General features: G+C 64.3%; 14 protein-coding genes and 1 CRISPR repeat array. Of the genes, 8 read left to right on the top strand and 6 right to left on the bottom strand.

Annotation, left to right across the window (positions count from 1 at the left end; translation table 11 throughout):
- Nucleotides 1-9: 9 nt before the first annotated feature.
- Both kdpA and kdpF read right to left on the bottom strand, forming a co-directional pair.
- Nucleotides 10-1,719: a potassium-transporting ATPase subunit KdpA gene (kdpA, locus tag ACV7JP_RS05875; protein WP_457798288.1), complete on the bottom strand. Its 1,710-nt coding sequence runs from the start codon at nt 1,717-1,719 to the stop codon at nt 10-12.
- A 30-nt stretch (nt 1,720-1,749) separates the two neighbouring features.
- Complete coding sequence (gene kdpF / locus ACV7JP_RS05870) at nt 1,750-1,875, bottom strand: K(+)-transporting ATPase subunit F (protein WP_457798287.1); 126 nt, start codon at nt 1,873-1,875, stop codon at nt 1,750-1,752.
- 248 nt (nt 1,876-2,123) lie between these two features.
- Between kdpF and cas3 the strand changes: the two genes are divergently transcribed.
- The 8 genes from cas3 to cas2e all read left to right on the top strand — a co-directional run bounded on the left by cas3 (nt 2,124) and on the right by cas2e (nt 11,215).
- Nucleotides 2,124-4,799 (top strand): CRISPR-associated helicase Cas3', encoded by a 2,676-nt coding sequence (gene cas3 / locus ACV7JP_RS05865; protein WP_457798286.1) that lies wholly within the window; start codon nt 2,124-2,126, stop codon nt 4,797-4,799.
- A gap of 362 nt (nt 4,800-5,161) precedes the next feature.
- Nucleotides 5,162-6,835 carry a type I-E CRISPR-associated protein Cse1/CasA gene (gene casA / locus ACV7JP_RS05860; protein WP_457798285.1) on the top strand — a complete coding sequence of 558 codons (1,674 nt, stop codon included), beginning with the start codon at nt 5,162-5,164 and terminating at the stop codon, nt 6,833-6,835.
- On the top strand, nt 6,832-7,389 hold the full coding sequence (gene casB, locus ACV7JP_RS05855; RefSeq protein ID WP_457798284.1) for a type I-E CRISPR-associated protein Cse2/CasB: 558 nt from the start codon (nt 6,832-6,834) through the stop codon (nt 7,387-7,389). The genes casA and casB overlap by 4 nt, the downstream gene beginning before the upstream one ends.
- 24 nt (nt 7,390-7,413) lie before the next feature.
- The gene (cas7e, locus tag ACV7JP_RS05850; protein ID WP_457798283.1) at nt 7,414-8,493 is read left to right on the top strand and encodes a type I-E CRISPR-associated protein Cas7/Cse4/CasC; all 1,080 of its coding nucleotides are present in this window, start codon (nt 7,414-7,416) and stop codon (nt 8,491-8,493) included.
- A complete protein-coding gene (gene cas5e / locus ACV7JP_RS05845; RefSeq protein ID WP_457798282.1) occupies nt 8,493-9,218 on the top strand; it encodes a type I-E CRISPR-associated protein Cas5/CasD in 726 nt (241 codons plus the stop codon). Before cas7e ends, cas5e begins: the two co-directional genes overlap by 1 nt.
- A complete protein-coding gene (gene cas6e / locus ACV7JP_RS05840) occupies nt 9,215-9,943 on the top strand; it encodes a type I-E CRISPR-associated protein Cas6/Cse3/CasE (protein WP_457798281.1) in 729 nt (242 codons plus the stop codon). The genes cas5e and cas6e overlap by 4 nt, the downstream gene beginning before the upstream one ends.
- On the top strand, nt 9,940-10,905 hold the full coding sequence (cas1e, locus tag ACV7JP_RS05835; RefSeq protein WP_457798280.1) for a type I-E CRISPR-associated endonuclease Cas1e: 966 nt from the start codon (nt 9,940-9,942) through the stop codon (nt 10,903-10,905). The genes cas6e and cas1e overlap by 4 nt, the downstream gene beginning before the upstream one ends.
- Nucleotides 10,886-11,215 carry a type I-E CRISPR-associated endoribonuclease Cas2e gene (cas2e, locus tag ACV7JP_RS05830; RefSeq protein ID WP_457798279.1) on the top strand — a complete coding sequence of 110 codons (330 nt, stop codon included), beginning with the start codon at nt 10,886-10,888 and terminating at the stop codon, nt 11,213-11,215. The genes cas1e and cas2e overlap by 20 nt, the downstream gene beginning before the upstream one ends.
- Nucleotides 11,216-11,312: 97 nt before the next feature.
- A CRISPR array of direct repeats spans nt 11,313-14,574; the repeat unit is 29 nt; unit sequence GTGTTCCCCGCATGCGCGGGGATGAACCG.
- A 268-nt stretch (nt 14,575-14,842) separates the two neighbouring features.
- Here cas2e and ACV7JP_RS05825 read toward each other — a convergent pair.
- The 4 genes from ACV7JP_RS05825 to ACV7JP_RS05810 all read right to left on the bottom strand — a co-directional run bounded on the left by ACV7JP_RS05825 (nt 14,843) and on the right by ACV7JP_RS05810 (nt 20,324).
- Nucleotides 14,843-15,124 (bottom strand): transposase, encoded by a 282-nt coding sequence (locus tag ACV7JP_RS05825; protein WP_457798278.1) that lies wholly within the window; start codon nt 15,122-15,124, stop codon nt 14,843-14,845.
- Nucleotides 15,125-15,537: 413 nt separating this feature from the next.
- Entirely contained in the window at nt 15,538-17,157 is a 1,620-nt protein-coding gene (locus tag ACV7JP_RS05820; RefSeq protein ID WP_457798277.1) for an adenylate/guanylate cyclase domain-containing protein, read from the bottom strand.
- Between the two features lie 30 nt (nt 17,158-17,187).
- Nucleotides 17,188-17,562 (bottom strand): response regulator, encoded by a 375-nt coding sequence (locus ACV7JP_RS05815; RefSeq protein WP_457798276.1) that lies wholly within the window; start codon nt 17,560-17,562, stop codon nt 17,188-17,190.
- Nucleotides 17,563-17,579: 17 nt separating this feature from the next.
- On the bottom strand, nt 17,580-20,324 hold the full coding sequence (locus ACV7JP_RS05810) for a response regulator (protein ID WP_457798275.1): 2,745 nt from the start codon (nt 20,322-20,324) through the stop codon (nt 17,580-17,582).
- Nucleotides 20,325-20,326: the final 2 nt, after the last annotated feature.

The raw sequence follows: 20,326 nt of genomic DNA, 5'->3' as shown, positions 1-20,326 counted from the left end.
ATCGGCTCCTTAGAAGGTCTTGCCAGCGTGCATGAGAAAATGCTCGATGATGGGGCCGAGCGCGAGCGCCGGGAAATATTGCAGCAGGTAGATAATGATGATGACGCCGAGCAGCAGGCCGATGAAGAGCGGTCCGTGCGTCGGGAATGTGCCGACCGACGCGGGCGCCTTCTTCTTGGCGGCGAAGGAGCCGGCAAGCGCCAGCACCGGCACGGCGAAGAGGAAACGCCCGACGAACATGGCGACGCCGAGCGTTGTGTTGTACCAAAGCGTATTGCCTGTCAGGCCGGCGAAGGCCGAACCATTATTGGCGTTGGTCGAGGCGAAAGCGTAGAGGACTTCCGAAAGCCCATGCGGCCCGGCGTTGGCGAGACTGTCCAATCCGGTCTTCAGCATCAGCGACGCGGCGGTGAAACCGAGCACCGTGAGCGGGTAGATCAGCACGGCCATCATGGCCAGCTTCATCTCGCGCGTCTCAATCTTCTTGCCGAGATATTCCGGTGTGCGGCCGACCATCAGTCCGGCGACGAAGACCGCGATCACCGCGAGGACGAGGAAGCCGTAAAGCCCGGCGCCGTCGCCGCCGGGCGATATGCAGCCAAGCAGCATGTTGAAGAGCGGAACGAGACCGCCGAGAGGGGTGAAGGAGTCGTGCGTCGAGTTGACCGAACCCGTGCTGGTTCCTGTCGTCGCCGTCGCATAAAGCGCGCTGGCGGCGACGCCGAAGCGCACCTCCTTGCCTTCCATATTTCCCGGCGACGGATCGACGCCGATCTCTGTGAGAAGGGGGTTTCCAGCGGCCTCCGCCCAATAGGCGATCAGCGCGCCAGCGACGAGCACGATGCCCATCGTGACCGCGATCCCGCGTCCCTGCCTCGGATCGAGGACAGTTCGGCCAAAGGCGAAGACAGACGCGAAGGGAATGAGAAGAAGCGCGAAAATCTCCAGCATATTGGAGGCGGCGTTAGGGTTCTCGAAAGGATGCGCGGCATTGGCGTTGAAGAAGCCGCCGCCATTGGTGCCGAGTTCCTTGATCGCCTCCTGACTGGCGACGGGTCCGATCGATATGATCTGTTTCGCCCCTTCCAGCGTCGTCGCTTCGACAGAGCCCGCAAGCGTCTGCGGGACGCCCAGCGCGACAAGCACAAGCGCGAAAATAATGGAGAGCGGCAGCAGCACGTAAAGCGTCGCGCGCGTGAGATCGACCCAGAAATTGCCGACCGTCGCGGATTCCGAGCGCGCGAAACCTCGGATGAGCGCGAAAGCCATGGAGAGGCCCGTCGCGGCGGAAACGAAATTATGAACCGTCAGGCCGAGCATTTGCGTGAGATGGCTCATCGTCGTCTCGCCGCCATAGTTCTGCCAGTTGGTGTTGGTGATGAAGCTTAGGGACGTGCTAAAGGCGAGGTCGGCGGGAACGTTGGAGAATCCCTGCGGATTAAGCGGTAGAACGCCTTGTAACCGTTGCAGGGCGTATAGCGAGACGAAGCCGACGATGCTGAAGGCCAGCATGGCAAGCGTGTAGGCAAACCAGCTTTGTTCCCGCGCGGCGTTGACGCCGGCGAAGCGGTAAAAGACTCTCTCCACGGGCGTCAGCGCGGGAGATAGCAATGTTCGCTCGCCGGCGAGAACGCGGGCGATATACCCGCCGAGCGGGATCGCCGCGAGGATAACAGCGACGAGGACAATGGCGATCTGGGCCAATCCCACAAAAGTCATGGCGTCAGCCGGACGCTGCCGGCCCCCCGATTAGAATTTCTCTGGATGAAGCAGCGTGTAGACGAGATAGAAGCCGAGCAGCACGGCGACGATCAGGCCGATGACGGGCTCCGACATTGGCGAGCCTCCTCTACAGACGGCCGCATGCGCGCGCATAGGCTGCCGCGACGACGAAGAGGAGTAAGCTGAGGCCAAGAAATGCGAGGTCGTTCATGCGCGTTCTCCTTGAGAGACTTGCCCAAGGAAAATGCGCTTGGTCTATGTAAAGGCGCCATTAGGATTATCGCCGCCTTTTGTAGGCTGCACGAAGATCACGCTGCTTGGCGGGCGAGTTTTCGGCGCGTTGTGCTAAAATCGCTTCAGGGGTTGCGCTCCCGGACGCTACTCGGGCAAGGCAAGCTCCAATGACGCTGGACGCACAGACCTTGGTACGTGACGCAATGGACCCCTTACGATTCTGGGGCAAAGCAAAGCCAAATTACATTGGCCCGCCGTTTCATCCGCTGGTTTTCCATGCGCTGGATGTGTCCGCCGTTTTCGAGGCGCTTCTCGCTTTAGATCGTTTTTCGACGCAGCGAATTGCGGCTACGTTCCGGGCGCCCGAGAGGAATATTGTCCCGGCCCTCGCCGCATTGGCGGCGCTACACGATATCGGCAAGGCGGATCGGCGCTTCCAGGCGAAAAGCGAGATCGCTTGGCCGCCAGCGCTGGGGAAATGGGCTTCCATGCCGGCCTATGACCACGCGGCGGGAAGCGCAAGGCTGCTGCTCGGCGAACTGAACGACCTTGTCGCGCCGCTTTTTGACGCGGCGCAGGAGCCTCTGGAAAAGGAGGCGCTTATCTGGCCCGTCGCCTTTCATCACGGCAAGCCATGCGACCGCACCGGCTCGAGCGGCCTTTTAATAGACGCGGCCGACGCGGCTCACGCCCGGCTTGTGGCGGAGGCGATTCTCGGCGCCTTTGGCGCGCCCATCGCGCCGCTGCCGTTCATCGACGAGTCCGCCGCCAAATATTTGAGTTGGCTGTTATCCGGCCTCGTGTCGCTCGCCGACTGGATCGGATCTTCAACCGAGCATTTTCCCTATCGCGATCCTTTGAACTTTTCATCGCCCGCCGCCTATCTCGACGACGCGCGTGAAAGAGCCTTCGCCGCGGTTCGGAGGCTTCGACTGGGGCCGACGCCGCTCGCCGCGCAGGCGCGGTTCGACGCGCTGTTCGGCGGGGGATGGGCTCCGAGCGCCGCGCAGGCGCATTGCGCGGAGCGACCGCTTGAAGGCGGGCCAATGCTGGTCTTCATTGAAGACCTTACCGGCTCCGGCAAGACCGAATCCGCCTTGTTGCTTGCGCTGCGCATGATGCAGGCCGGCAAGGGGCAAGGTCTCTTCGTGGCCCTGCCGACCATGGCCACCGCCAATGCGATGTATGCGCGCATGGCGCAGTGTTATCGGCGCATGTTCGCGGAAGGGGAGCGGCCGTCACTCGCGCTCGCGCATGGTCGCGCGCGACTGCATGAAGGCTTTCGCGCCTCGATTCTGCCCCTGCAAAGCGAAGAAGGCGTCGCTGGCGAAATAGAGACGGTGAACGAAGGTTGCGCCGCTTTTTTCGCCGATGACCGGCGCAAGGCTTTGCTCGCCGATATCGGCGTCGGCACGATCGATCAGGCGCTTCTCGCCGTTCTGCCGACCAAATACGCCACGCTTCGCCAATATGGTCTGAGCGGCAAGATCCTTGTGATCGACGAGGCGCATGCCTACGACTCCTACGTATCGCGAGAGGTCGAGCGCTTGCTCTCATTCCATGCGGGTCTCGGCGGGTCGGCGATCATTCTCTCCGCCACCTTGCCGAAGCGCATGAAAGAGGCTTACGCGCGCGCTTTTCGCGGCGGCGCCTTTCGCGACCGGGTTCCGCTCTCCGCCGACGCCTATCCGCTGATCACGTCGATTCCGTTGCGCGGCGACGCGGTCGAAACGCCGCTCGAGGCGCGCGCCGATCTGCGCCGCAGCGTGAAGGTGACGCGGTTCGACGACTGCGCCGCCGCGCTGGCGCGCATCGTCGAGGCGGCGGCGCAAGGCGGTGCGGTCGCCTATATTCGCAACAGCGTCGACGACGCAATCGAGGCTTGCGAGGCCTTGTGCGAGAAAGGGCTGGAGCCGCTGCTGTTCCATGCCCGCTTCGCAATGTGCGACAGGTTGCGGATTGAAGAAGCGGCGCTGGAGATATTCGGCAAGCGTTCGACGCCCGCGCAGCGCGCGGGGCGCGTGCTCGTCGCGACGCAGGTCATCGAACAGTCGCTGGATTTGGACCTTGACCTTATCGTCAGCGATCTCGCGCCGATCGACCTGCTCATTCAGCGCGCGGGCCGGCTGTGGCGTCATATGCGCGACGCGCGGCCGATCGACGGGCCGCAATTTCACGTCGTCTCTCCCGCCCCCGCGCAGGATGTGGGGGCGGACTGGTTTTCGAGAGCTTTTCCTCGCGCCGCCTATGTCTACAAGGCCCATGCGCTGCTGTGGCTGACGGCGAAGACCCTATTCGAGGCCGGGGCCATTCTTTCGCCCGACGGCGTGCGAGGGATGATCGAGACGGTATATGGCAAGGGCGCTGAAGAAACGATCCCCGCGTCGCTGCGCCCGAATTTCGACGCGGCGGAAGGGCGCGCTTATGGCGAGAAGGGCCAAGCCGATCTCAATCTCCTCGACTTCAAAAGCGGCTACGCCGCCGATCATCGTGGATGGTCGGACGACGTGAACACGCCGACGCGGCTCGGCGAGGCGCAGACGACGTTTCGTCTGGCGCTGTGGCGCAATGGCGCGCTGCGGCCTTATGCGATCGATGCGGAGGAGGCCCGCGCCTGGGCGTTGTCTGAAGTCTCCATCCGCGCCGCGCGGGCGAGCGGACGCGGCGCCTGCGCTGCGGAGATGGAGCGCGCCGCTGCGGCGCTCGAAGAGATTTGGCGCAGCCATGGCGACAAGGCGGTAATCCTGCCTTTCGCCGACGAATCCATGCGCGCAGTTGTGGTCGGTGAGAAGGGCGCGGAAAAGGAGATCTTGTATAAGGCGGGGATTGGGCTAAAGATTTGAGGACTTCTCCGCTTGCGCGGGGATGACCCGTTGTGGGACATGGCGCGCAGGCGTCTGAACAGCAGTTCCCCGCATGCGCGGGGATGAAGTTGTGTGATATAGCGCTGAGGCGCAAGTCGGTTGACCAGAACGAGCGAATCGGTCACTAAATGAAACATCCCGCCAGCTCGGCGAGAGCTGGCGGGATGGATTATTAGCTGATCCTGCCATCGTTAGCGCGCGGACAAGAGAAGCGCCGGAGAAAGGAGATCGCCATGTGGCGTGCCTTCTTACCCGTATAGGGGCGGTTTTCGCCGCCCCGACTCGAGAGAGTATAAATTGACAGATTGATCTCGTCAAAACCCGTCATTGCGGGATTTCTTATGCCGCCATTTTCTCTCCTGGAAGCCGCGTGGCTCCCCGTGCGCCGGCGCAGCGGCGCGAAATCTCTTATTCGTCCGACCGAAATTGCAACGCATATGGACGATCCAATCGTCGCCTTTTCATGGGGACGGCCGGATTTCGACGCGGCGTCGCGCGAATTCATGATCGGTCTGCTGGCGACGGCCTTTCCGCCGCCGGCAAATAATCACCGTGCGTGGAAACGGCATTGGGAAAAGCCGCCCGGCGCTGACGACCTCGACAAAGCTTTCGCGCCTTTCGCCGGCGCCTTTGCGCTCGACGGCGACGGGCCGCGCTTCATGCAGGATATCGAAACGCTCGACGACGCCGAGGAAACGCCGGTCTCGGCCCTTCTGATCGACGCCCCGGGCGCCAACACGATCAAGGAGAACAAAGACCTGTTCCAGAAGCGCGGGCAGGTGGCGCTTCTTTCCCGCTCGGCGGCGGCGATGGCCTTGTTCGCCCTGCAAACCTTCGCGCCATCCGGCGGCGCTGGCCATCGCACGTCGCTGCGCGGAGGCGGTCCGCTGACGACGCTCGCCGCGCCGCCCAACGACGATTCGCTTTGGTCGCTTTTGTGGCTCAACACGCCGCCGGAAGACGAGACCTTTGCCCCACCGTCGGAGGAGCGGGACCGCGTCTTCCCTTGGCTGGCGAAGACCTTTGCCTCCGACGGCAAACCGGCGCGGCTTGTCGCGCCCAGCGCCGAGCGCGCGCCCTGGACCGCGCATATCCTGCAAGCCTTGTGGGGAGCGCCTCGCCGCATCCGTCTCGCCTTTAGAGAAAATGTCGAGCGCGCGCCCTGTCCGCTCACCGGACTGGTGGACGATGTCGTCGTAACGGGTTTTCGCACGCGGCCCTGGGGCGCGTCCTATGACGCCTCGTTCCAGCACCCGTTGTCGCCTTATTACCGGCCGAAGGGCAAGGATCCTTGGCTGCCCGTGCACCCGCAGCCGGGCGGCGTTCCCTATCGTGACTGGCCCGAACTTGCTGGGCCCGGCGACGAGGAATCTCGCCCCGCAAAGATGACCGCATTGGCCCAGGAGCGGCTGCGCGGAGGCGGCGTAGTAGAAACTCGGCTCATCGCCTGCGGCTACGATATGGACAATATGAAAGCGCGCGGCTTCGTCGAAGCGCAGATGCCGCTGTTCATCCTGCCAAGCGGCGCGACCGACGCCGCGCGCATGCAAGCGCACGGTTTCACCAAGCGTCTCGTTGAGGCCGCCGATCTCTCCGCCAGCGCCGCCGGAATCGCGGTGCGCATGGCGCTCGCGGGCGAGCGCGCCAAAGGCGACGCGACGCCCTTCGCGGCGCTGCGCGAGCGGTTCTTCCAAGACACGGAAGAGGCCTTTTTCGCGCAACTAAGAAAGCTGTTCGAGATCGCGGAGACGCTCGGCGACAGCGCGGGGCTCCGGCCGTTCGCCGAACAATGGCTTCGAACGTTGCGAAAGAACGCGGTCGATTTGTTCGACGAAGCGGTGAGCTTCGCCGGCATGCCCGAAAAAATAATGGAGCGCGCGGTTCCGGCGCGCCGCGCGCTCGTCGGCGCGTTCTCGGGATACGGGCCGCTGGGCAGGAAGCTGTTCACGGCGCTCGAACTGCCGCCGCCCGAAGGCGCCGGCAAAGGCGGCAGGAAGGCGGAGAGGGGGACATGAGCGAAACGATGAAAAGCGCCGACGAACCCGACCATGGTTTCGTCGCCCTGCAATGGTGGCGGGCTCTCACCGGCCAGCATCCGAGCCGGAAGGAAACCGGCAAGGACCGCGCGGCGCGCGCGCGTCTGCGCCGCGCCTCGCCGACGGACGCGATGTGCGAGGAGGCGACGCTGCAATTGCTCCACGCCTTGAAGCTTTCCCCCGCGCGCCTCCCGCGCGTCGCGACTCTCGCCGCGGTTCTCGCCACGATTCGGGAAGACGACGGCAAGCGGCCTTTCGGACGGCAGATCGGCCGCGAGAAGATCACGGACGCACAATCGGCGAAACTGTCGATGCTGCGCTTCCGTCGCCTGCTCGACGCCGAAACCGAAGAAGAGATCTCAACCGCTTTTCGTCGCGCCATCGCGATCGCCGGCTTCACCGCCAATGTGCGCGACGTGACGCGGACGCTTCTCTTCTGGGAGGACGAAAAGACGAAGCCGCGCCTCGTTCTCGATTATTACGGCGCCGCCGAGCAGAACGGCGCTCCGGCCGACAAACCCGCCGCCGCCTGATTTCCAAACGCCCAGAGGATTGACATGAATCGCTTCGTTCAACTGCATCTCCTCACTTTCTACCCGCCGTCCAACCTCAACCGCGACGACACGGGCAAGCCCAAGACCGCCATCATCGGCGGCTCGACGCGCCTGCGCGTATCGAGCCAGTCGCTCAAGCGCGCCTGGCGCACGAGCGAGGTTGCGCAGACCATCCTCGCCGGCCAACTCGGCGAACGCACCCAGCGCATCGGCGCGCTCGTGCGGGCGCATCTTTCTGGCGTCGACCAGGCAAAAGCGCTCGAGATCGCGCGGGAAGTCGCCTCGGCCTTTGGAAAGGTGAAGGGCGAGAAGGACGACAACCCCGAATTCACCGAGCAGCTCGCTTTCATTTCGCCGGAGGAGCGCGCGGCGGCGCTCGCCTATGCCGACGCCCGCGCGAGCGGCGCGCGCGGCGCGCAAGAGAAGAAAGCGCTTGTCGAGGAGTTGCTGCGCAAGACCGACACCGCGGCCGACATTGCGATGTTCGGGCGCATGCTCGCCGACAGTCCCGACTTCAATCGCGAGGCGGCGGTGCAGGTCGCGCACGCGATTACGACGCACAAAGTGACGGTAGACGACGACTATTACACCGCCGTCGACGACCTCAAGACGGCCAGCGAGGACGCCGGCGCCGGCTTCATCGGCGAAACGGGCTTCGGCGCCGGCGTGTTCTATCTCTATCTCAACATCGACCGAACGCTGCTCGTGAAAAATCTCGGCGGCGACGCGGCGGTTGCAAAAAAAGCCATCGAGGCGCTGATCCGCGCCTCCGCGACGGTCGGGCCGCGCGGCAAATCGGCAAGCTTCGCCAGTTTCGCGCGCGCGAGCTACATTCTCGCCGAGCGCGGCGACGCCGCGCCGCGCACGCTGGCCGGGGCGTTTCTCAAATCCGTGGATCAGGGCGTCCGGCCGGAGGACAGAGAAAAGGGCTTCCTGGAAAGATCCATCGCCGCGTTGAGAGAGACGCGGGAGAATTTCGCCGCGGTCTATGGCGACGAAGGCGTCGCGAGCGCCCATATGGATGCGCTCGCGGGCGAAGGCTCTCTCGACGGCATCGTCGCTTTCGCCGTCGCGGAGCTGTGATGCAAAAGCTCCTGCTGTTCCAACTCGTGGCGCCCATCGGCGCTTTCGGGACGGTCGCCGTCGGCGAACGCCGCGAGACCGCCTCGCGCCCTGCGCATTCGGCGCTCGCCGGCCTCATCGCCGCCGCGCGCGGCATGGAGCGCGCCGACTCGCGTCAGGCGGCCTTTGCCGCCGGCCTTGCTTTCGCGACCCGGCGCGATTGGCTCGGGCCCCTGCTCGCCGATTATCACACGGCGCAGACGCCGCCCGCCCGCAAGGGGAAGGTCTGGGCCACGCGCCGCGAAGAGCTCGCCGGCGAGACGAACACCATCCTCTCGCGTCGCGACTATCGCACCGATTGCGCCTTCACTATCGCCTGCCATGCGGAGGCGGGGCCTTTCACGCTCGAAGAGATGGAGTCCGCGCTGCGCCGGCCGGTCTTCACGCTTTATCTCGGGCGCAAATCCTGCCCGCTCGGCCTGCCGCCGGATCCGAGGATTGTCGCGGCGCGAACGCTGATCGAGGCCTTTGCGGCCTATGACCGCGAAAGACGCCGCCCGGCGGCTTTTGCGAACTGGCCGTCGGGCGCTGGCGAAATCGCCTGCGACGCGCGCCTGCGTCCGCTCGCCGACGGACCCGCCCGCAGGGAAATCCGCCGCGACATTGTCGTGGATCGAAAGAGCTGGCGCTTCGATCTGCGCGACGAATTCATTCTGGCGGGACGGCCGGAGGAGGCCGCGCCATGACGGGGCTCTATTTCTCCCGCGCCGCGCTGCGGCGCTCGCCCGACATCGACGCGCTCGCCCGGACGCTCGCGCCCGACGACCCCAATGAGCGGCTTCAGACCGACCATCGCCTCGTCTGGTCGCTCTTCGCCGGCGACGCCGAGACGAAGCGCGACTTTCTGTTTCGTCGCGAGGATCGCGCCGCCGCTGCGACGCGCGCGCGCTTTCTCATTCTTTCGCGGCGCCCGCCCAACGCGCAATCCGCCTTGTTCGAGGTCGAAACGCAGGACTTCGCCCCGGCGCTCGCGAAGGGCGACCGGATCGGCTTTTCTCTTCTCGCCAATCCGGCCGTCACCCATTGGCGCGAGGCCGGCGGGCAAAAGCGCCGCTTTCGCGACGACGTGGTGATGCACGCGCTCTCCGGGGTTCCGCGAGAGGAGCGTGCGGCGCGCCGGCCCCAGATCGTCGAGACGGCCGGCCGCGACTGGCTCAACGGTCAGGCGGCGCGTGCGGGTTTCGCGCTGGACGAGGAGAGGCTGAAGATCGACGGCTACGATCAGTTCGCGATCGATCGGGGCGCGCCCCGCCGCCGCGCGAAAAAGAATGCAATCGCCGTTTCCGTTCTTTCTTTCGACGGCGAGCTGACGGTCGAAGACCCGTCCCTGTTCCTGCAAAGGCTCGCGGAAGGCTTCGGCCGCGCCCGGGCCTTCGGCTGCGGGCTGATGCTAATCCGGCGGGCGCGATGAGCGATCCGGCGAAAGACCCGCGCGACGGCATGCCCGGCCTCGCGCCGCCGCGTCCCATCCCGATCAAGGATCGCTCCTCCATCATCTTCATCGAATACGGCCAGATCGACGTCATCGACGGCGCCTTCGTCGTCGTCGATACGAATGGCGTGCGCACGCAAATTCCCGTCGGCGGCTTCGTCTGCCTCATGCTGGAGCCCGGAACGCGGCTGTCGCACGCTGCGGCGGCGCTGGCGGCGCGCTCCGGGACCCTGATCGTCTTCGTCGGCGAGGCCGGCGTGCGGCTCTATTCCGCGGGGCAGCCCGGCGGCGCGCGGGCTGATCGTCTTCTCTATCAGGCCAAACTCGCGCTCGACGACAGCCTGCGGCTGAAGGTGGTGCGCAAAATGTTTCAGATCCGCTTTCAGGAAGACGCGCCCGAGCGGCGGTCGGTGGAGCAGTTGCGCGGCGTCGAGGGCGCGCGGGTCAAGCGCATCTATGAGCTCCTGGCGCAGCAGCACGGGGTGGCGTGGCGGCGGCGCGACTACGATCCCTCGAACTGGGACATATCCGACACGCCGAACCGCTGCGTGTCCGCCGCGACCGCCTGCATTCACGGGCTCGCGGAGGCGGCCGTGCTCGCCGCCGGATATGCGCCGGCGATCGGCTTCCTGCATACCGGCAAGCCGCTGTCTTTCGTCTACGACGTCGCGGACCTGTTCAAATTCGAAACCGTGGTTCCCATCGCCTTCGAAATCGCCGGCAAGGCGGCCAAGGGCGCGCTGCGGGAGGAACCGGCCCGCGCCGTGCGCAAGGCGTGCCGGGACGCTTTCCGCCGCGCCAATCTTCTGGAGCGCATCATCCCGACGATCGAAGAGGTCCTGGCCGCGGGCGGGATCGAGCGGCCGCCCGCACCCGAGGACGCCGTCGGTCCCGCCTTCGTCGAAAGGGAGCAATCGGGCGATGCTGGTCATCGTGGTTGAAAACGCGCCGCCGCGGCTGCGCGGCCGGCTCGCCGTCTGGCTGATCGAAGCGCGGGCCGGCGTTTATGTCGGCGTCTATTCGCGCCGCACGCGAGAGATGATCTGGGAGGAAGTCTTGGGCGGCATCGGCGAAGGCAACGCCGTGATGGCCTATGCCGCGCCCAACGACGCCGGCTTTGCGATCGAGACCTGCGGTCGGAACCGACGCATCCCGGTCGATGTGGACGGCTTCTCGCTAATGCGCTTTCATCCCGAGGCGGCGACGCCGGAGGCAGGCGAGCGCCCGCAGCGCCTGCGAAAAAGAGAATAGCGGGCTTGCGGGCCAAAGGCGCCCGGAACGAAGGCGGAACGCCGGTGGGCTGTTTGACATCGTGAAGAAGTCTGCAAATCAATACTCTCTGGCAAGAGTGTTCCCCGCATGCGCGGGGATGAACCGACTGGGAGACGTGATGATGTCTCCCATCTTGCGTGTTCCCCGCATGCGCGGGGATGAACCGATGGCGATCTTGGTTCGTTAGATCGAGAGCAGGTGTTCCCCGCATGCGCGGGGATGAACCGCAATATCTGCCGGTCCAGAATGTGCAAGTCGCGTGTTCCCCGCATGCGCGGGGATGAACCGATTGTCGAGCAGCACATCCTTGGTGAGATTTGGTGTTCCCCGCATGCGCGGGGATGAACCGACGATTGTCATCCCAGATATGCGCGGCCGCGCGTGTTCCCCGCATGCGCGGGGATGAACCGGATCGATGACAGGAAACGGTCTCGGACCATATGTGTTCCCCGCATGCGCGGGGATGAACCGAGGCAATGTCCCGCGCGGCTGAGCAGCGGGCCGTGTTCCCCGCATGCGCGGGGATGAACCGGATTCTGCCGCGGTCACGGTCGCGAGCGCTGCGTGTTCCCCGCATGCGCGGGGATGAACCGAACTTCACCCAGGGCGAGAGCACCGGCTTGCCGTGTTCCCCGCATGCGCGGGGATGAACCGAACGCCGCGAAATAATCGTCAACAGAAAGGGCGTGTTCCCCGCATGCGCGGGGATGAACCGCCGGACCAAAGGGCGGCTATCTTCGAGTCCGCGTGTTCCCCGCATGCGCGGGGATGAACCGACCGCATTTCTCGGCTTCGCCGCCATCGTGGCGTGTTCCCCGCATGCGCGGGGATGAACCGATCCGGGCGGAGTCCGCGCAGGCCTTTACGATGTGTTCCCCGCATGCGCGGGGATGAACCGCGGCCGAGACCTCAAAGCTATCGGCCGAGGCCGTGTTCCCCGCATGCGCGGGGATGAACCGAACCATCGGCGGTCGCTCGTCGCGGCATGGTCGTGTTCCCCGCATGCGCGGGGATGAACCGCTCGCCGAAATTCTGACGCCGCAGCCGCGCCCGTGTTCCCCGCATGCGCGGGGATGAACCGCAGGACGATCAGATCTCTTTGCTTGTTCAGACGTGTTCCCCGCATGCGCGGGGATGAACCGGAATTTGCACGCTGGCCGGGCTCGGCCACAAAGTGTTCCCCGCATGCGCGGGGATGAACCGGCGCACGTCGAGAATGCTACATCGCGCAAATCGTGTTCCCCGCATGCGCGGGGATGAACCGTCAAAAACACAAGGAAGGGGATCGATCCCTCAGTGTTCCCTGCATGCGCGGGGATGAACCGCCCGTCCTGGATGGTTGGACCTGCTTTCATGAGTGTTCCCCGCATGCGCGGGGATGAACCGCTATGTGGAGGCGGCCGTGACGCTCCCTCCGTGTGTTCCCCGCATGCGCGGGGATGAACCGTCCTGATCGCTTCAACGGAGGTTCCACGGTTCGTGTTCCCCGCATACGCGGGGATGAACCGCTGTCGCAGTCCGACATGGCCGCGAGGATCGGGTGTTCCCCGCATGCGCGGGGATGAACCGGCCGACATCCTCGTCGGGCAGCGTGCCGGCGAGTGTTCCCCGCATGCGCGGGGATGAACCGGCAGCGTGCGATGTGCCGCCGTCAGCCCACCGGTGTTCCCCGCATGCGCGGGGATGAACCGCAGACGGACAGATTTCATGTGGTTCTCCGGCTGTGTTCCCCGCATGCGCGGGGATGAACCGTATCTGCCTGTCAAAATCGATAGCGTGTCTCGGTGTTCCCCGCATGCGCGGGGATGAACCGCAGATTGTTGCCCCGCCCGGAACCTGCATCGGGTGTTCCCCGCATGCGCGGGGATGAACCGACATCGAGCGGCGTCACGGCCTATGGCGGCATGTGTTCCCCGCATGCGCGGGGATGAACCGGGATTTTATGGGGGCGCGGTCGATGGCGATATGTGTTCCCCGCATGCGCGGGGATGAACCGACGATCATCCAGAGCAAATCCATCACAGCCTCGTGTTCCCCGCATGCGCGGGGATGAACCGGAGTGGCCTGAGATTCCTGGGGCTACGCTTTCGTGTTCCCCGCATGCGCGGGGATGAACCGGCACGCATCCGAGGCCAACGCAATCTTCGCAAGTGTTCCCCGCATGCGCGGGGATGAACCGCCTTCCGCGGCCGCCTTCGCCCCGCGCCCTCCGTGTTCCCCGCATGCGCGGGGATGAACCGCCGATTGCAATGGCGGTCATTGCGGCGTTTTGGTGTTCCCCGCATGCGCGGGGACGAACCGACGTCGTCCGTGGTGAGCGTCTTCGCGCTGCCGTGTTCCCCGCATGCGCGGGGATGAACCGCCCATGACCTCGGGCGTCGTCGCGAACTTGCCGTGTTCCCCGCATGCGCGGGGATGAACCGGGGCGCTTGGTTGCCGCGTCACCAGCGGCTACGTGTTCCCCGCATGCGCGGGGATGAACCGAAGGCGGCGCGATCAAGACCGCGCGCCTGGGGGTGTTCCCCGCATGCGCGGGGATGAACCGGAACAATCGCGTGCATGCTTGCGATCGAGAATGTGTTCCCCGCATGCGCGGGGATGAACCGCGCGTCACGGAACGAATGCGCGTAGGCCGCGAGTGTTCCCCGCATGCGCGGGGATGAACCGAGCCTGTCCGCCAACCTGCTGATGTTGACGGGGTGTTCCCCGCATGCGCGGGGATGAACCGTGATCCCGCGGCCCCGACGCCGCGCCCGTGACGTGTTCCCCGCATGCGCGGGGATGAACCGTCGTCGGGATCGAGCGCGCCGCCAGCGTTGGTGTGTTCCCCGCATGCGCGGGGATGAACCGACTATCGCGGCCCGCGCCCTGGATGGTCTGCGGTGTTCCCCGCATGCGCGGGGATGAACCGGACGTTCTGATCGGCGGAACGGGGCTGATCGTGTGTTCCCCGCATGCGCGGGGATGAACCGCGGGCAGCGGGATGATGCGGGCGCCGCGAGCCGTGTTCCCCGCATGCGCGGGGATGAACCGATGAAATCGACGGCCGCATAGCAGACGCTCCAGTGTTCCCCGCATGCGCGGGGATGAACCGAGAATTGCGTCTTCCAGCACGTCCATGGTGGCGTGTTCCCCGCATGCGCGGGGATGAACCGTCCTTGATCTGGACGCCCCACTGATCCGCGGTGTGTTCCCCGCATGCGCGAGGATGAACCGGCCAGGGACATTCTCAAAAGCTGCCCAACGAGGTGTTCCCCGCATGCGCGGGGATGAACCGGGTTTCTCAATCGCCTGAGCAACCAGCAAAAGGTGTTCCGCGCATGCGCGGGGATGAACCGGTCTCAGGAGGCTTTGATGGCGGATTTGCTCTGTGTTCCCCGCATGCGCGAGACCTCTGCAAAAGGGCTGCGTTTGGGAGAAGGCGGGGGTGAGGCAGATGAAAGGCGCTTGGGCGCGCTGTGGCTCATAGGGAGAGAAGGAAGAAGAAGGGCTTGCCTCGCCCGGGGAGGGGCGCCGCCCTGTTCAGGAGGCCAGCGCCGCGGCGCGCCGCAAATTGTAGGCGATCATGATCAGATCGAGGTGCAAGGCGTTGGCCGAAAGACCGCGTTAGCGCATGCGCCTGAGCCCATAGCCACGCTTCAACACGGCGAAAGCGCGCTCCACCGCGCCGTGCACCCGGCCGATCAGCTTGTTGCGCACGCCCTGCCAGTAGGGCGGCGTAGCCTGATGCTTGTGGCGGCGGTGCTGGATGCGGTCCTTCACCGCGCGCGCCCGCAGCGCCGTCCGGCGTTCCTCCTTCTCGCAAGCCTTGTCGGCGTAAACGGCCTTCTCCTCGCCGAGGATCAGCGCGCCGGCGACCTCGCTCTCATAGACCTTGGCGGGCGTCAAGACACCGCTGCGGATCAGGCCCGAGCCCTGTCCAACCCGATATCGCCTTGTAGCCAAAGAACAAGGTCCAACCTCGCTGCGTCCAATTGGCGTCCGGATCATGCGGCGAACGGCTTTCGACGTCCTTTGGGCGGAGTTGGAGGGCGGCGGCCGCACCGCGCCCTCCACCAAAGTGGCGTCGATCAGCGCGCCTTTCCTGGCGACGAAGCCGCCCCTTTCCAATTGCGAGCCGATCGGCGAACAACGCCTCGCCCAGACCGGCCGTCTTCAGCGCGTTGCGGAACCGGCACAGCGTCGTCTCGTCCGGCGTCGCGGCGTCCAGAGCGAAGGCTGCACATGGCGGCCGACGATAAACGAGCTGATGGTCAGCCGTGGAGGCGGAAACTCGGCCTCATCGCGCGGAACTGAACCGCCTATGCGCGGCCGATCAGGAAATAGGTTTCCATCAGCCCCTTGCCCTTCATCTCGAGGCCGCCGCGCGCTTGGCATAGATAGCGTCCGCGCAAGCGCTCATAGGTCGATCTGGAAATCTGAATCCGGCTCGGCAGGCTGTGCGACTCGAGCCGGCTCGCGACATTCACCGTATCGCCCCAAATATCGTAAATGAACTTATGGGTTCCGATCACGCCCGCGACCACGTCGCCGGAATTGACGCCGATTCTGATTTCGAGCGGCGCGGGCAAATCCGCATTGAGCCGGCTGAGCGTTTCGATCATCGCCATCGCCAAGTCGACGACCGCCTCGGCGTGATCCTCTCTCGTCCCGAAGAGCCCGCAGGCGGCCATATAGGCGTCGCCGATCGTCTTGATTTTCTCGACCCCGAACTCGAGCGCGAGCGAGTCGAATGTCGAGAAGACGCGCCCGAGCACGCCGACCAATTCCGGGGCCGGCAATTTCGACGAGAGTTCGGTGAAGCCCACGAAATCCGCAAAGAGAATCGTCACATCGGCGAGATGATCGGCGATGACCGTCTCGCCGCCCTTCAGACGCGCGACGATCGGCGCGGGAAGAATATTGAGAAGAAGCCGCTCGGAGCGCTCTTTCTCCATGCAAAGCGCGTCCAAGGCCTCGCGCTCTCGGTCGCGCAGGCGTTTCTTCTCGAGCGACGATCCGACGCGCGCGCGCAGCAGCACCGGATCGAAAGGCTTGGTGAGATAATCCTCGGCGCCGGCCTCGATACATCTGACGATCGAGTCGATCTCCTGCAGAGCGGAGATCATGATGACGGGAATATCCCTCAATGACGGGCTCGATTTCAGCGCGACGAGGACGTCGAAGCCGCTGATGTCCGGCATCAGCAGATCGAGCAATACGAGATCGAAGTCCCGGCTCTCGATGAGCGCCAGAGCGGAGGAGCCATTCTCGGCGAGAACGACGGAATGGCCCTGACGCTTCAGACGTCTTTTCAAAAGGTCGCGATTCGACGCATTGTCGTCGACGACGAGGATGCGGCTCGGCAGCAGTGTCGCGGAATCCGCCTCCCGCGCCGCGATCGGCTGCACTGATTTCAGGAAACGATCCACGACCTTGGCCGCGGACGCCGGCCCCTCGCCGGCGTCCGCAACCGTCGCGGCTTCGCTTTCGGGCAGCGAAAAATCCACTAGGCTGTCAATGCGTATGAGAAGGCGGGACGCCTCCGCGAGGAGCTGGTCGAGATCCTCGACAAGAGCGCCGGCGTCGTCGAAATCCGCCGCGTCTTCGCGCAGCATTTCGCCATAGCCCTTGATGGCGTTGATCGGCGTGCGCAGATCGTGCCGCAATCGCCGCCGATAGTCCTCCCCGTCCCCGTCCGGCTCGCGCCCTGACCGCATTGGATCGACCAGTAACGCAATCAGCCCGTTGAGCGCGCGGCTCGCGCTTTGAATGCGTTCGAGGTCTTCGCGAAAGTCGTCGCGGCCGCCCTTCTCCGCTTCGTCGAGCAGCATTTCGGCGTAGCCCGCGATGGCCTGGGCAGGCGCGCTCAGCTCCTGCTGGATGTACGTGATCAGCGCCCGGTCGGTCCTCGCCGAGGGCGCGTCGCCCTGCGTCGCCATGGAGGACTTATTGTGAAAGAAGCCGACGCATCACGCGGCCCCGGGGTTGAGCAGAGCCGTGATTTTTTCGAGGAGACGGGTAATTTCAACGGGCTTTGTGTCATAGTCTTCACAGCCCGCCTCAATGGCTTTCTCACGATCCCCCGCCATGGCGTGCGCCGTCAAGGCGATGACGGGAATGCCGCGCGTCGATTCATTCGCCTTCACGCGCCGGGTCGCCTCCCATCCGTCGATCACCGGCAGGCTCATATCCATCAAGATGAGGTCAGGCGTTTCAGACGCGGCCATCTCGACGCCCTCTTGTCCGTCGACGGCGATCACGACGGCGTAACCGTTCCGTTTGAGGCGGCGCGACAGCATGTCCCGGTTCAATTCATTGTCTTCGACAAGCAGGATCTTCACCACTTCACTTATCTCCGGAATCAATGAGGATGAACGTCGCCGCCCGAATCGAGACATTGACGCATAACGGAAACGACCTCTTCAAGATAGTCGTGATCCTTGGTGATGATGTCGGCGCGCAGTTCCGCCAAGTCGCGGATATCCTCGGAGTTCAAGTGCTTCGCCGTGACAATGACGACCGGGAGGCGATCGTAAGCTTGACGTTTGCGCAGCTCGCGCAGAAAGCCAAACCCGTCCATTTTCGGCATCATCAAATCGAGAAGGACGAGATCGGGCGCGGGATTTTCGGCAAGCCAGTCGAGTCCATCCTGCCCATTGAAGGCGGCCGCGGCCTGATAGCCGGCGCCTGAGACGGATCGGCGCAGAAGCTCGCGCGTCGCCGCGTCGTCTTCGATGATGAGCACCCTATTCTCGTTGGGGATGTCGCAATATTGCGCAAGCAGGCTTGTCAGCCGCTGCCGGTCGATCGGCTTTGTCAGAAGCTCCGCCGCCCCGAGCGGGATCGCAAGCCCGCGTTCATTGAGGATGGTAATCATGATGACAGGAATGTTGCGAAGCTCGGGGTCCTCTTTCAATTGCTTGAGGACGCTCCATCCGTCGAGTTGCGGCAGCATGACGTCGAGCGTGATGGCTTGCGGCTTGTGCTGTCGCGCCAGGGCGAGCGCCTCGAGCCCGTTGCGGGCGGCGATGACGCGATAGCCTTTGCTTTCCAGCGTCCGCATCAGAAGATCGCGCGCCGTGGCGTCGTCGTCGACGACGAGGATCGTCGCATGAGACGCGGAGGCGGTCGATTCGACTTTTTCCTTGTCGGGGATTTTCCGCTGATCGGGAAGCGTCATCGTAAAGGTCGATCCCGCCCCGAGCGCGCTCTCGACAAAAATATCGCCCCCCAGCGCGGTGCAGAAATGCTTGGTGATCGCAAGCCCGAGGCCGGTTCCGCCGAAGCGCTTGGTCGTCGAGGCGTCGGCTTGCGTAAAGGCTTGGAACAGCCGTCGGAGCTGCTCCTCGGTCATGCCGAGGCCGGTGTCGGAAACGCGAAACAAGACGACGGCGTCGTCGTCCCGCTCCACGCTCAACGTCACTTTGCCGCCGCTCGTGAACTTATTGGCGTTGCTCATCAGATTGAGCAGGCATTGCTTGACTTTCGTCTCATCCGACCAAAACCCGCCAATATCGTCCGGACAGCGAAGTTCGAGCGCGTTGCCGTTCTTTTCGGCCAAGGGCTGAACGATCGACATGACTTCATCCACGAGCGGGCGGATGTCGACCCGCTCGATGAAGACCTCCATTTTTCCGGCTTCGATTTTCGAAAGATCGAGAATGTCGTTGATGAGGCCGAGGAGATGCCGGCCGGCGCTCTCGATTTTCTTCAAGTCTTCGACAGGCTCCTCGTCGCCTTTGTCGAGCGCGTCTTCCTGAAGCATTTCGCTGTAGCCGATGATGGCGTTCAGCGGCGTGCGCAGCTCATGGCTCATATTGGCGAGAAAGGCGCTTTTCGTCTTGCTGGCCTCCTCGGCCGCGACGCGGGCGACCAGCAATTCCTCATTGGCGCGCTGAAGCTCGCGCGTGCGCGCTTTGATCTTGTCCTCCATCGAACTGTAGAGTTCGCGTAGCTCGGCGGTCATCGACTGAATGGCGGCGAGAAGATGCCCTGTTTCGTCGCGGCTCGTGATTTCGAATTCGGCGTCGAGATTTCCGCTCGCGACCTGCTCCGCGACGCGAACGGCGGTTTTGATCGGCTTGGTGATGGTGCGGGCGACCGCGAGCGCCAGGGCCACAATGGGCGGCATCATGAAAAGCAGCAGCGTGAGCGTCGCGCTGCGTTCGGTTCTGGTGAGGGCGAAGGCCTCCTCGGCGCGCTGTTGCACGACCATGCCCCAGCGAAAGGACGGAACATAGGTCCATGAGGCGACGACGGGATTGTGCTCGACATCGTCGAACAGGCCCGAGCCATGAACGCCGGCGAGCGCCCGCGCCAATGCCGGATAAGCCCCGCCCGTCAGCGGCGCGCGAATGCTGAACGCCTTGGACGCATTGCGCCGCAGCGGGTTGATGATGACCATCTCATCCTGATCGAGATGGGCGGCGACGAGCACCTCCCCCGTTTCGCCAAGGCCGGTGTAATCATTAATGGCGCTGTAGAGCTCCCGATTGTCGAGCTGAAACACGACGACGGCGATGACAACGCCGTCGTCGAGAATAGGTCCGGCGATGAAGGCGGCGGGGTCCTTCATGCCCGGATAGATCTGAAAGGCAGAAATTTCGGCTTGCAGCAGCGTTCGCGCGCGATCGATCGCATCGGCGAGTTCTGTGCCGCCGCTCAAATTTTCTTTGAAGACGTCGGCGTCCGATTGGTTGAAAAGAATATCGCCGCCTGGCGAAAGCAGCGCGCAACCCACATAGTTGAACCGATCAGCGAGGCGGCTGAGCGTCGAGCCGTGTTTTGCGACGGCTTGCCGATAGGCGTCGGAGCCTTTGCCGCCGGCTTGTAGCGCCTGGGAAAATTCTCGCGCGGCCTCGCTGATCGAGGGCGTATGCATCAACGCTTCGACGCTTCTGATTTTTTCGAGCGTCAGATTTTCGAGCTGTTCGACTTTCTTCTTGGCGACGACCTGCAACGACGTTTGAACGGCCTGCTCCAGCGACTCGCGCGAGACGTCGTAGGTGCGCCAGGCGAGCAATCCGCAGGAAACGACATTGATGGCTAAAAACCAGAAGACGATCTTGGCGCCGATCGAGCTGTGCAACAGCCTGAGAGGCTTCATGG

This window comes from Methylocystis sp. S23, from assembly GCF_054106005.1.
Note: the sequence above shows the minus strand (reverse complement) of the source record. Positions and strands in the feature narration are given on the sequence as shown.